At 37.8% G+C, this 13,425-nt stretch carries 11 protein-coding genes and 4 pseudogenes; 14 read left to right on the top strand and 1 reads right to left on the bottom strand.

The window, feature by feature from the left end; genetic code table 11:
• Nucleotides 1-63: 63 nt before the first annotated feature.
• From murA to arsC, 14 genes and pseudogenes are all read left to right on the top strand, one after another.
• Nucleotides 64-1,349: pseudogene (gene murA, locus QNH10_RS08385) on the top strand (UDP-N-acetylglucosamine 1-carboxyvinyltransferase).
• A gap of 104 nt (nucleotides 1,350-1,453) precedes the next feature.
• Nucleotides 1,454-2,328: pseudogene (locus tag QNH10_RS08390) on the top strand (alpha/beta fold hydrolase).
• A 928-nt stretch (nucleotides 2,329-3,256) separates the two neighbouring features.
• Nucleotides 3,257-3,577 (top strand): DUF4183 domain-containing protein, encoded by a 321-nt coding sequence (locus QNH10_RS08395; protein ID WP_283734225.1) that lies wholly within the window; start codon nucleotides 3,257-3,259, stop codon nucleotides 3,575-3,577.
• A gap of 608 nt (nucleotides 3,578-4,185) precedes the next feature.
• On the top strand, nucleotides 4,186-4,842 hold the full coding sequence (locus QNH10_RS08400; protein ID WP_283734226.1) for a Type 1 glutamine amidotransferase-like domain-containing protein: 657 nt from the start codon (nucleotides 4,186-4,188) through the stop codon (nucleotides 4,840-4,842).
• Nucleotides 4,843-4,978: 136 nt separating this feature from the next.
• Nucleotides 4,979-5,185, top strand: a complete 207-nt coding sequence (locus tag QNH10_RS08405) for a hypothetical protein (protein ID WP_283734227.1) — start codon at nucleotides 4,979-4,981, stop codon at nucleotides 5,183-5,185.
• 37 nt (nucleotides 5,186-5,222) lie between these two features.
• The gene (locus QNH10_RS08410; RefSeq protein ID WP_283734228.1) at nucleotides 5,223-5,435 is read left to right on the top strand and encodes a hypothetical protein; all 213 of its coding nucleotides are present in this window, start codon (nucleotides 5,223-5,225) and stop codon (nucleotides 5,433-5,435) included.
• A gap of 100 nt (nucleotides 5,436-5,535) precedes the next feature.
• A complete protein-coding gene (locus QNH10_RS08415; protein ID WP_283734229.1) occupies nucleotides 5,536-5,796 on the top strand; it encodes a transposase in 261 nt (86 codons plus the stop codon).
• Nucleotides 5,797-5,873: 77 nt separating this feature from the next.
• Nucleotides 5,874-6,239 (top strand): IS3 family transposase, encoded by a 366-nt coding sequence (locus tag QNH10_RS08420; RefSeq protein WP_283734230.1) that lies wholly within the window; start codon nucleotides 5,874-5,876, stop codon nucleotides 6,237-6,239.
• Nucleotides 6,205-6,339: pseudogene (locus tag QNH10_RS08425) on the top strand (cyanophycinase); the annotation flags it as partial. The gene QNH10_RS08420 and the pseudogene QNH10_RS08425, both read left to right, overlap by 35 nt.
• Nucleotides 6,340-6,498: 159 nt before the next feature.
• Entirely contained in the window at nucleotides 6,499-7,533 is a 1,035-nt protein-coding gene (locus QNH10_RS08430; RefSeq protein ID WP_283734231.1) for a serine hydrolase domain-containing protein, read from the top strand.
• A 165-nt stretch (nucleotides 7,534-7,698) separates the two neighbouring features.
• Nucleotides 7,699-9,041 (top strand): annotated as a pseudogene (locus QNH10_RS08435) (FAD-containing oxidoreductase).
• Nucleotides 9,042-9,139: 98 nt separating this feature from the next.
• Nucleotides 9,140-9,487: an ArsR/SmtB family transcription factor gene (locus tag QNH10_RS08440; protein WP_283734232.1), complete on the top strand. Its 348-nt coding sequence runs from the start codon at nucleotides 9,140-9,142 to the stop codon at nucleotides 9,485-9,487.
• Nucleotides 9,488-9,502: 15 nt separating this feature from the next.
• A complete protein-coding gene (locus QNH10_RS08445) occupies nucleotides 9,503-10,801 on the top strand; it encodes an arsenic transporter (RefSeq protein ID WP_283734233.1) in 1,299 nt (432 codons plus the stop codon).
• A 23-nt stretch (nucleotides 10,802-10,824) separates the two neighbouring features.
• Entirely contained in the window at nucleotides 10,825-11,244 is a 420-nt protein-coding gene (gene arsC, locus QNH10_RS08450) for an arsenate reductase (thioredoxin) (RefSeq protein ID WP_283734234.1), read from the top strand.
• A gap of 74 nt (nucleotides 11,245-11,318) precedes the next feature.
• Here arsC and QNH10_RS08455 read toward each other — a convergent pair whose 3' ends face one another.
• A complete protein-coding gene (locus QNH10_RS08455) occupies nucleotides 11,319-13,073 on the bottom strand; it encodes a PhoX family protein (RefSeq protein WP_283734235.1) in 1,755 nt (584 codons plus the stop codon).
• Between the last annotated feature and the right edge of the window lie 352 nt (nucleotides 13,074-13,425).

Consider the following 13,425-nt stretch of genomic DNA (forward strand, 5'->3'; position numbering starts at 1 on the left):
ACTTGATATTATAGTAGAAGGTGAATTGTTAGATAAGGAGTGAAAAGATTGAAAGCGATTCGTGTGGATTATTCACCGAACATAAACGGTGTTGTACAAATTCCAGGTTCCAAAAATAGCTCATTGGCTCTACTTGCAGCAGCTTGTCTTTCTGATGAAACGATAACCTTTAAAGGCATACCAAATATAGCTGATTTCCGCGTAATTTGTGAAATGGGAGAAGAAGTTGGACTGACAATTAAACGTGATCTAACTGGGGATGTTTCCATTGATCCGAGGTCGATATCTTCAACCGATTTCGATTCCGAAAAGTCTTCTTCATTCAGGACTGCTTATTATTTTGTAGGTGCATTACTTGCGAAATACGGAAAAGTGTCAGTAGGGTATCCTGGTGGTGATAATTTCGTCAGCCGGCCAATCGATCAGCATATAAAGGCTTTAGAAATGATGGGGGCTAAGTTTACGTATCATAAAGACTACTATGAAGTTGAGGCTAAGGAATTGCATGGTGCAACTATTTATTTTGATACGATTACTTCTGGTGCAACGATAAATGCAATGTTAGCTGCTGTAAGGGCAAAAGGTAAGACGGTGCTGTTAAATGCTGCGCGTGATCCAGAGGTAATTGATACAGCAATTTTTCTAAAAACAATTGGTGCGAATATAAGTGGGGCTGGAACGGATACGATTCGTATCATTGGTGTAAATCAGTTAACTGGTGGAACCCATCGTGTAATTCCGGATCGGCTAATAGCGGGTTCATTCTTAATTGCCGCTGGTGTAGCGGGGGGAGTGTAACGGTGACAGATGTCATCCCGGAGCATCTTGGATCCTGCATTGCGAAGCTCGAAGAAATCGGATTGGAGATTGATGTTCGGGATAACTCCGTTACTGCAAGTTCAACAGGAAAACTCTTTGCGTCACGAATTCGAACGGGTATGTACCCAAGTTTTGCAACAGATTTACAGCAACCAATGACAACCTTATTTACTCAAGCTTCAGGGAAAAGTATTAGCGGAAAAAATCTATCCGAATCGTTTTCAGCATGTCGGTCAACTGAGAAAAATGGAGCGGACATTCGAGTGCGATCAGGAGTTGCTTTTGTTAAAGGAAAAAGCAATCTGATAGGTACTACCGTTTCTGCTTCAGATATTCGTGCTGGTATTTCATTGATCCTTGCGGGAATGGTTGCAGAAGGTACTACCTACATTACCGGTGTTGAGCATATTGAACGCGGTTACGAAGATGCCGTAAATGCTTTTCAATCGGTAGGGGTACAGATTACTAAAGAAGATATTAACTATAAATTTAACAACCCGTTTTACGGGAATGCTCAAAAAGGTTGTTAAATTAAGAATCACGGCTAAGCAAATCAAAAGCTTAGTCCTTTCTTTGATTCTTTTATAAACCGTAGCGTTAATTATAGAAAATAACAAAACATGGGGGCTTGGATATGTGGGTACAACGTTTTATCGAAACAGCACGAGGAAGTTTCGAGGTTTTTGAAAAAGGGGAAGGAGAGCCGTTAGCCGTCACTCATCTATACAGTGAATTCGATGAACGGGGAAATGCGTTCGCAAATCCATTCACGGAACATCATCATGTCTACCTCATCAATTTGCGAGGGACCGGGAAATCGATAGGTGCGCAAACAGAAGAGCAATATAGCATGAAAGAATCCGTATTGGACTTGGAAGCGATACGGGAAGGACTAAACTTACCAAAATGGGGCTTTGCGGGACATTCGACAGGGGGCATGTTAGCTCTTGTGTATGCTGTGATGAGAGAGGAATCATTAACGAAAATCATTGCTGGTGGAGCTGCAGCAAGTGTTGAATATAGTGCAGATCCAGGCAGTATTTATTGCCATGAAAACCCGAACTTCGAACGGATTATTGAAATAATGAATCGAATGGATACACCAGACGTGTCATTGGAGGAAAGAAAAGCTTTAGGCCGTGAATGGAATTTGATGTCTTTTCATTCTGAGGAGAAATGGAGTCGGCTTTTAAGAAGCCAAATAGCGGCAAGACAGTTGGGGATCGATTGACGTATTTCAGGAAAGTGGACTGCAAGACGTATGATGTCAGGGAAGAGTTGAAGAGTGTTTTCGTGCCGGCTTTTGTATATGCAGGCAAGCATGATGCACAATGCCCGCATAAATTCGGCATTGAAATAGCGGAATGCCTTCCGAACGCGACATTCACTTCATTCGAACATAGCAATCATTATCCATTTTTTGAGGAAGAAGACCAATTTGATGAATTCGTAAGAAGTACGTTGAATCTTATTAGTAAAGCTCCTTCAAATGAAACTACCGAAAATTAAAAGATTGATTTGATGACTCTTTTTCTTTTAATATTGTACAATAATCCAAATCAAAAGATATGGAGCGTGTAGACATATGAACAATAATTCTATTGCTAATCTATCGTTTATTATCTGTGCTGTTATCTTATTAAATAACTTTACAGCCCTTTTTGTAAATACAGAAATTTCCAAAACAACATTTAATATGTCTATAATATTGATGATTGTATTATTAATAAATGGTATTGTACATAAAAGAAGAGCTAGTAAATAATTACTTATACTTTGAATATAAAAGGATTGATAAAATATACAAAATAAATCTAGAGATTGTGAAAGATTCTACTTCAACGGGTTTAGTTCAATAAGGACAGTAAAATATTTCACCAAAAAACACTCAATTTGAGCGTTTTTATTTGTTTTTTATATAGATATTTCACTGTTGAAATATATGCTGATTAACCTGTTATTTACTTTGTTAATTGCGATTTTCTCCCTATCAACCGAACCCGTTATTAAAATTCCCTACCCTTTTTTCTAAAATAACTTCTTTTTATATTTTCAAGTCCCATCATAAAATTGTTTTGCTCACTCTCCGAAGGCGTATGTGAACCATATCGAATAGCATTGTAAGTCGACATGATGTGTTCGTTTTTCTCCCACCGCATACGCGAATACCATTCTTTTACAGTCTCCTCATGAAACCGATGCTATTTAGACTTTTGCGCTTCCTTCTCGAATCGTTCGAATGACTTTCGAACTTCATCTCTTGCGGACGAATAATCATACAACATTTTTCGTTGCTCTGTTCCTTGTTTCCTTTTACCTTTGCAATTGTAGTTTTTTGCTGAACAGTTCGCACAGGCACCAAAAAACCATTTGGACAGCCCTGACATTTCTCAATATCTCGCATTTACTATTATGGAGAAGATAGGAGGTGAATCAAATGGCGCTTTCCCTTATTAATATTAATGTGAACGTCACAGGCATTTCGACAAGGTTTTTCAATGTACTAGCAGCAACTTTACCTGTCGTCGATGGGACAACCGTACTTGCATCTGCATTTTTGGATGACAGTGGAAATGCTGCAACTGCTTTTCCAGTTGTAACGAATGGTTACTATAACCTCTATTTAAACGGTGTACTACAAGAGGGCGATTCGTATACAATAACTGCAACAGAATTGACCTTTAATGGTGTCACTGGCAGTATACCTCCTAGAACTCCATTAATTGTAGAAGCTGTAGAATTGGTAACAGTAGTTTAATGAATCGATCCTTTTTTGTTATATGGGACAACTGTTTGCATGCGATTAGGTAGCTTAATTGGTCGTAAATACAGCTCAACATTTCAAATCCCCTCTAAATCCTTTTCACGGCTCTGGAGGGGATTTCTTCATCAAGAACTACTCATTTCAAGTTGTTTCTCGATTACCAATATCTGGCTGACTTTTAATACGAAAGGAGCAGGATAGTTGAATAAGAAGGTATATTTTAAAGACTGTCGAAATATTAAAGACGTAAAGGTTTAACGTTGTTCATCTAAGAATAAACGTTCCTAATTTAGTTATCATAAGGAGTGCTTAAATTGACTGTACATAGTAGATTACTTTATTTGAAGATCGTTTAGTTTGTTAAGCTGCTCTATTTCTTGTTCAACTGAAAGGGGAAAAGTAGTTATGCAAATACCTTGGATTGTAATTTTAGGACCTATTATAGTGATTTGGATATTATTATTTATCTTCTATAAGCTTATTAAAGAACATATAGACGAGCGTTTTGAGGAAATGAAAAAATGGATGAAAGAAAATCAATAATCTGGCCAGTTTGAGAGTGTTTTATTGCTAAATGAGTGACACTTTGCTTGGAGGTACTTATGAAAATTCACTATTATTTAGGTTGGTTTAATAATTTATTTCCAGAGAATTTAGGTAGGGTGATACAGGAGGATATAACTGATAGAAAATCGCTTGCTATGATTAGCTCGAATCCATCTAATTATGAAGATGATGGTGGTACTGAACGCTCGTGGCTTGACCAGGCCGGCATAATGTTTGATGAATATCATTTAATTAATTATCGCGTACAGAAGGAAGATGCCCAAACGATAATTCAAAACGCTTCAGTCATTTTCTTATTGGGTGGCAATATTCTTAATCAAAATAGTTTTTTGATGGAGTATGAATTATCGGATCTGATTAAAAAATGCAACGCCGTTGTGATGGGAGCAAGCGCTGGAGCAATCAACATGTCCGCTAAATTTTTATGCTCGAAAAACTTTGGAGATGAAGTTGTAATGAATTCTGTTTACGAGGGAATCGGTCTTGACAATTTTTCCGTCCTGTCTCATTTTGACCTTGAAAATAACATTGAACTGGTTCAAAGCGAACTATCTCCCCTATCGGAAGAAATACATATTTATGCTTCGAACAAAGATTGCGCTGTACGTGTAAAGGGAGACAAAATCGATGTTTTTGGCAATGTTTTTTTAATTTCGAACTCAAAGATTCGGAAATTGGATGAAACGCTCTAAAAGGAATTGAATTAGACATTACACTCGAACTTGAAAACCATCTTTCAGAAGTCCATAAATGTATTGGTACTATTGAAGAATTCGTAGAAAAAGTCATATCAGACCAAGTTAGTAAATATTAGGGAGGCTTCTCTCATTGGCTAATAAAAATGTTCAAAAATTTGCATGGTTGCTTCTTGCTATATTAGGTTTTGGTAATGGTGTTCTGACACTAACTTTTTATGAACAAAGTACTTTGTCAATTTTAATAGGTGCTATGCAAATAGGTGGTGGAATTATTCTTTTAATAGTTTTACATATGGTTTTCAAGAAAAAGAGAATGGGAAATCCATTTGACCTTTAGAAGATAGGTACAGAAGATAATGAAAGAGTGATACAAATTGAATAAAAATAATAAATCTTACGTAGATCCATTTGTAATAGTAATGATGAGTATCAGTGCAGTCTTAATAGGGTTAGGTGGTGTTGTACGATTATTCAATAATGAATTTTTATTTGGAGTACCTCAAGTAATAGTAGGGTTTGTTGGTGGAATTTTAGGATTTATACAATATCGGTTAATTAAAAAACAAGGAAGAAATAGTTCTAATTAAAGTAACGGGTGCTTTACTTAAAGATCATGGAGTTAGTATAGATGTATGGACACAAGTAAGTTAAGTCTCTATCCTAATAAATAGAGAGGACGTGTCCGGAATGAAACAAAAACGTTATAACCAGGAATTCAAACAAACAATCGTCGAACTCTACAGATCTGGCACATCTGTGAGTGATCTCAACCGTGAATATGGTGTATCTGAAGTAACAATCTATAAATGGATTAAAGCCCATTCCCCAATTGAAAATGGTGGGGGCTTAACACCCGCTGAAATTGCGGAAATTCAAAAGGAAAACCTTCGTCTTCAACAGGAGGTAGAAATCCTAAAAAAGGCTATGACCATATTCGCGAAAAAGTGACCGACCAAGAGATTATTGACCACATCAATTTAGAAAAGGAAAACCATCCTGTTCAAGTTTTGTGTGAAGTGCTCGATATGCCAAGAAGCACGTATTATCAATCATTTCATAAAGTAAAATCTTCGTCTGAAATTGAAAACGAAGCGATTTTAGAGCGCATAAAAATTATTCATGCGGAGAGTAAAGGCCGCTACGGCGCGCCTAAAATTCATCACTTTCTTGAAAAGGAAGGTTTCACAGTCAGCTTAAAACGAGTCCAGCGCATTATGAAGGCAGAAGGAATCCGATCTACCATCACAAAGAAATACCGTCCAGCATCATCGAATAGCCAAATAGAAGAACGCGATAATTTATTGGAACAGGATTTTGAAACTACGACAATTAACGAAAAATGGGTTGCTGATATTCCTATCGGAAGAAATAGATATTTATGCTTCGAATAAAGATTGCGCTGTACGTGTAAAGGGAGACAAAATCGATGTTTTTGGCAATGTTTTTTTAATCTCCAACTCACAGATTCAGAAATTGGACGAGACGCTTTAAAAGTCGTACAGCCCAAGAATTGGTAAACTAACAGAATTAGCTTTTAGGAAGGTTTCCCATTAGTTCGATGAACTTTTGAGAAGCCTTCTTTTTCCCTGCATGCAAATAGGCATCAACTAATATAATCCAATAGTGTGCAAGAAGGGAGGTTAGGAACTAATGGTGACTAAACAATACGACAAGATATTTAGCCGAATAGTGAAATCAAAGCAAATACATGAGTCTGTTCTATTTATCCAAAACAGAAATGGGGATTTTTCATACAAAAATGAGTATGGGGGCAAGAGCATAGATGCACCATTACTCATGGCAAGTATCACTAAGTTGTTTACAACTACATGCATTTTAATATTGCTGGAGCAAGGTAAACTGTCATTAGATGATAAAGTGACACGTTTTTTCGATAATGGAAAACTTAATGGGCTCCATCTTTATAAAGGACAGGAGTATACCGCGAAATTGACAATCGCTCATTTGTTGTTTCAGACAAGTGGGTTACCGGATGTATCTGAGGAAGGTAAAAATAATCTTAGAAAACGTGTACTCCATGAAGATATGAACATTACAATTGATGAATTGATAGCATTGACTAAAAAGATGAAACCACTCTTTGCACCCAACACAATGAATCGATCACATTATGCGGATATCAACTTTTATATCCTTGGACAGATTATTGAATCCGTTGCGAATTCCTCATTGGAAGGTGTCTTTACGTCTTTCATTTTTGAACCTTTGGGGCTTGAGAAAACATATTTAGTTATAGATGAGGATGATTTTATTCCCAGTATTTATTTTAAAAATAACGCGCTTTCCCTTCCGAAATACATTAAAAGTTGTCGTGCGAGTGGAGGGGCGATTACCACTGCCCGCGAAATGATGGTCTTTATTAAAGCATTTTTTGGAGGAGATTTATTTAATAAAGAAATCTTCCGCGAATTGGAGAAGTATATGAAGTTACAAATCAGCTTTTATCCCATTCAATATGGCGGCGGCTATATGCGAATCCCATTAGGTGGATTTACAATGTTTTTTATAGGTAAGGGAGAATTGATTGGACATTCGGGCTCAACAGGTTCCTTTGCTTTTTATTATCCTGAGAAGGATCTGTTTTTTGTAGGCGATGTAAACCAATCGGCGAATCCAGCAACAGCAGTACGGATGGCGATACGACTTGCGGTTTCAAGTAAATAATGTAGCGGCCCTAAAAAGTAAGTTTTGTCTAACTTTTTAGGGCCGCTTTTTGACATTATGAGATAGGTGTTTTGGTAGTAAAATTAAAGGTTATAGTAAATAGGAATTTAATTTTTTTATTGGATGGCTTGTTTGAACCATCACGAAAAAGATTGGAGAATGTATATGCTAACTTATGACGCACTCATTATAGGATTTGGCAAGGCGGGGAAAACATTAGCTGGGCGGCTTGCAGACGAAAATTGGAACGTAGCAATGATTGAAAAAGATCCAAATATGTATGGAGGAACTTGTATTAACATTGCATGCATCCCTACAAAGGTGCTTGTCCATGATGGGTTGAAAGGCATTCCCTATACAGACGCCATTGAAAGAAAAGATAGGGTAGTGGAAAAGCTACGGGAGAAAAACTACAAAAGTTTAGCTGACAATGAAAATGTCACCATTTACAATTCGGAAGCAAGGTTCATTGCAAATAAAGAGTAGAGATACAAATAGATGGAAAAAAAGAAGTGTTAACTGCCGAACATATTTTTATCAATACAGGTGCAATAAGCAATATTCCTCCGTTAAAAGGTGACCTTACTTCAAACAAGGTCTATACAAGTACGTCTTTGATGGATCGTAAGAAACTGCCACAGCACTTGGCGATAATAGGCGGAGGCTATATCGGGATGGAATTTGCCTCTATGTATCGAACCTTTGGAGCGGAAGTCACCGTGATTACACCTGAAGAGGAACTACTGCCTCGTGAAGATCGTGAAATTGCTGCAGAAGTTCAGAAGATAATGACAGAAAAAGGCGTTCGTTTTATATTCGGAGCGAGAGCGCAGGAGATTAAAGAGGTAAATGAAGACGAGGTGTCGTTGTCTCTATCTAATGGCGAAACTGTAAATGCAAATGCAGTGCTTCTTGCTACAGGTAGAAAACCGAATATAGAGCATCTAGGTCTTGAAAATACGTCAATTGAACTTACAGAGGATGGCGCTATAAAGGTGAATGAGCATCTTGAAACAACGGTGCGAAATGTATGGGCTCTCGGTGATGTGAAAGGCGGTATGCAATTTACGTATATTTCCTTGGATGACTACCGAATTGTTGAGAATTATTTATTTGGTGATTTAGGATATTCTCTCGACAGCCGTAAAAATATTCCTTATACCATGTTTATTGACCCACCTTTATCCCGAGTAGGGCTAACTGCTAAGGAAGCGGAAGAAAAGGGTTATGAATTTGCTGAAGGGAAAATGTTGGTTGCATCCCATCCACGCGCGCATGTCATCAATGATCTTCGAGGATTATTTAAAGTTTTCATCGATAAAAAAACGAAAAAAATTTTAGGTGCCAGTCTGTTTGGTCCTGAGTCACCAGAATTGATTAACCTTGTGAAACTTGCAATGGATTTGGATGCCCCTTATACGTTGTTAAGGGATCAAATATATAACCATCCGGTAATGAGCGAATCATTCAATACTCTATTCAACGTACCTATTAAAAGGACTGTCTAATGGCGGTCCTTTTTTGTGGAACAGGAAATTTAAAAAACTTGCACTTGCTTATATAAGCATATGCTTATATAATTATTCCGGAAAGGTGGAGAGTGCATATGAATACGGAAGTGACGATTGATATGCAGAGAGCATCACAGCTATTGAAATTGCTTGGAGATCAAACTCGTTTAACGATGATGAAATTACTCCAGTCACATGAATGTTGTGTGTGTGAATTTGTCGAAATCTTTAACATGAGTCAGCCGGCAATCAGCCAACACTTGCGAAAACTAAGGGATATTGAATTAGTTAAGGAAGAACGTAGAGGGCAATGGGTTTTCTTTTCGATAAACGAACGTCATGAAGATTTTCCGTTTATTCAAAGTGTACTTGAGCATCTTCCGGAGCAGAGTGAATCAATTACTGAGTTAGAGGCACAAGGGCTTCGTGTTTGTTGTCAATAAGGAGGAGAAAACGCGTTGGGTTCAGTTATTATCGCATCATTGATTTTCATAATTACACTTATTTTTGTTATTTGGCAGCCTAAAAATTTATCAATCGGATGGTCTGCTTGTATAGGTGCATTGGTTGCTTTGTTGGTAGGAGTCGTGGATTTTCAAGATGTACTTGATGTAACGGGGATTGTTTGGAATGCTACTCTTGCCTTCGTCGCCATCATTATCATCTCATTAATCTTAGACGAAATCGGTTTCTTTGAGTGGTCTGCTTTACATATGGCGAGATTGGCCAAAGGTAGCGGTATTCGGATGTTTGTTTATGTCAGTATTTTAGGTGCAATCGTTGCAGCCTTGTTCGCAAACGATGGGGCAGCACTTATTTTAACTCCAATCGTGCTAGCGATGGTACGAAATTTGAAATTCAGTGAAAAGATGGTTTTTCCATTCATCATTGCGAGCGGGTTTATAGCGGATACGACTTCGTTGCCATTAGTTGTGAGTAACTTGGTTAATATCGTTTCAGCCGACTTTTTCGGCATCGGATTTGTCGAATATGCATCCCGGATGATCGTACCCAATTTGTTTTCACTTGTTGCGAGTATTTTAGTGTTGTTTTTATTCTTCCGGAAGAGCATCCCGAAAGACTATAACGTATCAGAGTTAAAAGAACCGAAGGAGGCCGTAAAAGATGGTAAGATGTTTCGGCTATCTTGGGTCGTATTAAGCATTTTGCTTGTCGGGTATTTCACGAGTGGTGTTACGGGGCTTCCTGTTTCAATAGTTGCTGGAATCATGGCGATATTCTTTATGATCATGGCACAAAGAAGTCCTGCCGTTCATACAAAGAAAGTGGTTAAGGGCGCACCTTGGTCCATTGTATTCTTTTCTATTGGGATGTACGTTGTCGTTTATGGATTGCGAAATGTCGGTCTGACAAGCGCGCTTGGCGATCTTATTCAATTGGCAGCAGATCAAGGCTTGTTTATAGGCACGATTTCAATGGGCTTCATTGCTGCAATTTTGTCTTCAATCATGAATAATATGCCGACTGTCATGATCAACGCCTTGGCTATTGCGGATACGAATACTACAGGTTCGATTCGTGAAGCATTGATTTATGCAAATGTCATCGGTTCAGATTTAGGTCCTAAAATTACACCAATCGGTTCATTGGCTACGTTATTATGGCTGCATGTCTTATCACAAAAAGGTGTGAAAATATCTTGGGGTACATATTTTAAAACCGGTATACTCTTAACAGTGCCTACGCTCTTGATTACACTAATTGGACTATATCTATGGCTTTCACTCATACATTAAAACTCTAAAGGACGGGATTAAATATGCCGAAAAAAACACTGTATTTCTTATGTACGGGTAACTCATGCCGTAGCCAAATGGCTGAAGGATGGGGAAAAAAAGTCCTTGGTGAGGAATGGCAAGTTCTCAGTGCAGGAATTGAAGCACACGGAGTCAATCCAAACGCTATTAAAGCGATGAATGAAGTTGGCGTCGATATTTCAAATCAAACTTCAGATATTATTGATACGCAAATCCTGAATAATGCAGATCTCGTCGTCACACTTTGTGGAGATGCGGCTGATAAGTGCCCAATGACACCTCCACATGTTAAACGTGCTCATTGGGGATTTGACGACCCTGCCAAAGCAGAAGGAACTGATGAAGAAAAATGGGCATTTTTCCAGCGTGTACGAGATGAAATAGGGGCAAGGATTGAACACTTCGCTAAAGCTGGTGAATAAGCGATTATTATTTACATTTTAAACCAAAAGACAGGCATCCACGAATTGGACGCCTGTCTTTTCACTTATCTATCTTATTTTTTATTAACAGGAGGTAACTGTATATAACCGATGTTCCCTGGATTTTGAGAACCAACCATTAAGTAAGAATACCCATTTAAATTATCAATCGCTTGTATTCCAGTTACTTCACCGCCATCTGGTGCAGAAACGATACGAGAAAGTTCTTTTGTATCAACATTATAAGCCCAGCCAACATTATTTACATGATTGCCCGTGTCTTCAGCAATAAATAACGTTCTTAGGTTTTCAGAGTATACAATGTTGTCCGGATTGGCGATTTTATCGAGATGAGCTCTGTTGCCTTCTTCATCTTGTGGAATGTCTTCACCGACTATAATAGCTTCCATTTTAGTTGGTACATAATCGCTATCAATACGGTTGCCTTCACGATCTGTTTGTCTTTCAGCTAGGCTCATTTCATAAATGCCGCCTGCATTGATTTTTGGCAGTCGAATATCATCTACAGGATCATTTGGATTTTCCTCCATGCCTTTTGCAATCGTGGACATAGCCATATAGACTTTGTTATCGGCTTTGTTGAATGTGACGGTTTCCATCTTGTTAAACTCTGAAGTTGCTCCAAGCATAGCTCCATATCGGCGGGATTCTAAGAAAGCAGCCGCTTTTTCCATACCTATTTTGATTTTCAAATATTCTTCGCCAGCTGAAGTCTTAATATGGCTGAATCCATTTGCTGCTGCATACTCAGCATCATTTGTCGTTTCAAAGATATCACTGAATGTCAGGGTTTCAGCTAATTCTTTAATTTCTTGGTCGTTTGCATGTCCTAAATTAATCCATTTTAAATTCCCAGCACCACCGTTTTCGGCACTCGTTTGCTCAAATTTTGCAGCATATAGTGTCCCGGCAGATAAATCTTTTGCTTTGTCAGCAATGTACATAAAGGACATTACATAGCCGCCGTCATCTCCATAGTAAACTGTACGGTTATCAGGTGCCACTGTTACATTTTCAAAAGATAACCGCCCCATGCTGTGGTGTTTGACTGCTTTTGCTTCACCATTCGGATGAACGGATACTTCTGTTGTATAACCGTATAAATAAGGGTTTCCAATTGCAGTTGCATCTTGATAATAATTTCGTGCAAATTGTGTAACGGATGATTTTTCAGGATTTGCTTCATGGGCACGAGCATTTGGTTCATATTCTTCACTGCCTAAATGAGTGTTCCAAGGGGACAAGATACCAGCACATGGAGTCCAAACACCGCCATACTTCGAAAAATCAATTGCTTCAATATCAGTAATTTTGAGTTCGCCTGTTTTCTTATCTTGTTGGACAGTATTTAAATATAACGCTCTTGGCACAGTACCAAATTCATTATTTGGCATACTTTCAAAATGATTGATCATATATAGCTTGCCGCTTTTTCCATTTACACTAAGGAGTGAGTTTGCATCCGGTGAAGGGGAAACTAAAGGCTCACCCTTTTTATTTGTTATGAGATTGCCGTTGATGTCGACTGCAGCTCCGACAATTTTTCCGTTAATGACATCACCAGGCTTTGCTAACGAAGTATAATCCAACTCTACTGTTTTTTGAGTTCCGTCTTTTAATGTCACCTTTACTTTGGCATCACTGTACATTGTTGATTTTTCCTCATTAGTGGCAGGTACAGGCATGCCAATAAATTCAACAGATTTTACGCCTTCTATAGGTTTATGCGGTTGCGCAAATACATTGACCGCAGTTGGGAATAGAAGTGCTGCACTTAACAGTGGAATAATTACCTTTTTTTTGTTCATAACAGTAGACCTCCAATGGTTTATTAAAATCTAACTCCTTCATCATCATAATAGTAGATTGTTAAGATAGTATTATATAAATATTATGAAACTGTAAACTCTATTATTAATACAAAAATAATACTATTTGGCTATAAATGAAACATGACTAAATGATTGTATATATGTTTAAAAGAGGATGATGGTTATGAAGAAAGCTATAAATGCTCGTTGTAGCCATTTAGGACTTGGTCATGGTGAATCTATTAATATTGTAAAGGTACCTGTGCGTCGAACTATTCAATTAATTAAATACAATTGTATAAAAATACATTAAAAAGACTGTGACAATGCTAATTGATTGGATATTTAT

It is taken from the genome of Sporosarcina thermotolerans, assembly GCF_030067815.1.
Taxonomy (GTDB): Bacteria; Bacillota; Bacilli; order Bacillales_A; family Planococcaceae; genus Sporosarcina; species Sporosarcina thermotolerans.

What these genes read in the sequence shown, in the direction of transcription:
- QNH10_RS08455 (WP_283734235.1), bottom strand. Translation starts at nt 13,073, where the DNA reads ATGAACAAAAAAAAGGTAATTATTCCACTGTTAAGTGCAGCACTTCTA.
- QNH10_RS08400 (WP_283734226.1), top strand. Translation starts at nt 4,186, where the DNA reads ATGAAAATTCACTATTATTTAGGTTGGTTTAATAATTTATTTCCAGAG.
- QNH10_RS08430 (WP_283734231.1), top strand. Translation starts at nt 6,499, where the DNA reads ATGGTGACTAAACAATACGACAAGATATTTAGCCGAATAGTGAAATCA.
- QNH10_RS08420 (WP_283734230.1), top strand. Translation starts at nt 5,874, where the DNA reads ATGCCAAGAAGCACGTATTATCAATCATTTCATAAAGTAAAATCTTCG.
- QNH10_RS08415 (WP_283734229.1), top strand. Translation starts at nt 5,536, where the DNA reads ATGAAACAAAAACGTTATAACCAGGAATTCAAACAAACAATCGTCGAA.
- QNH10_RS08395 (WP_283734225.1), top strand. Translation starts at nt 3,257, where the DNA reads ATGGCGCTTTCCCTTATTAATATTAATGTGAACGTCACAGGCATTTCG.
- arsC (WP_283734234.1), top strand. Translation starts at nt 10,825, where the DNA reads ATGCCGAAAAAAACACTGTATTTCTTATGTACGGGTAACTCATGCCGT.
- QNH10_RS08440 (WP_283734232.1), top strand. Translation starts at nt 9,140, where the DNA reads ATGAATACGGAAGTGACGATTGATATGCAGAGAGCATCACAGCTATTG.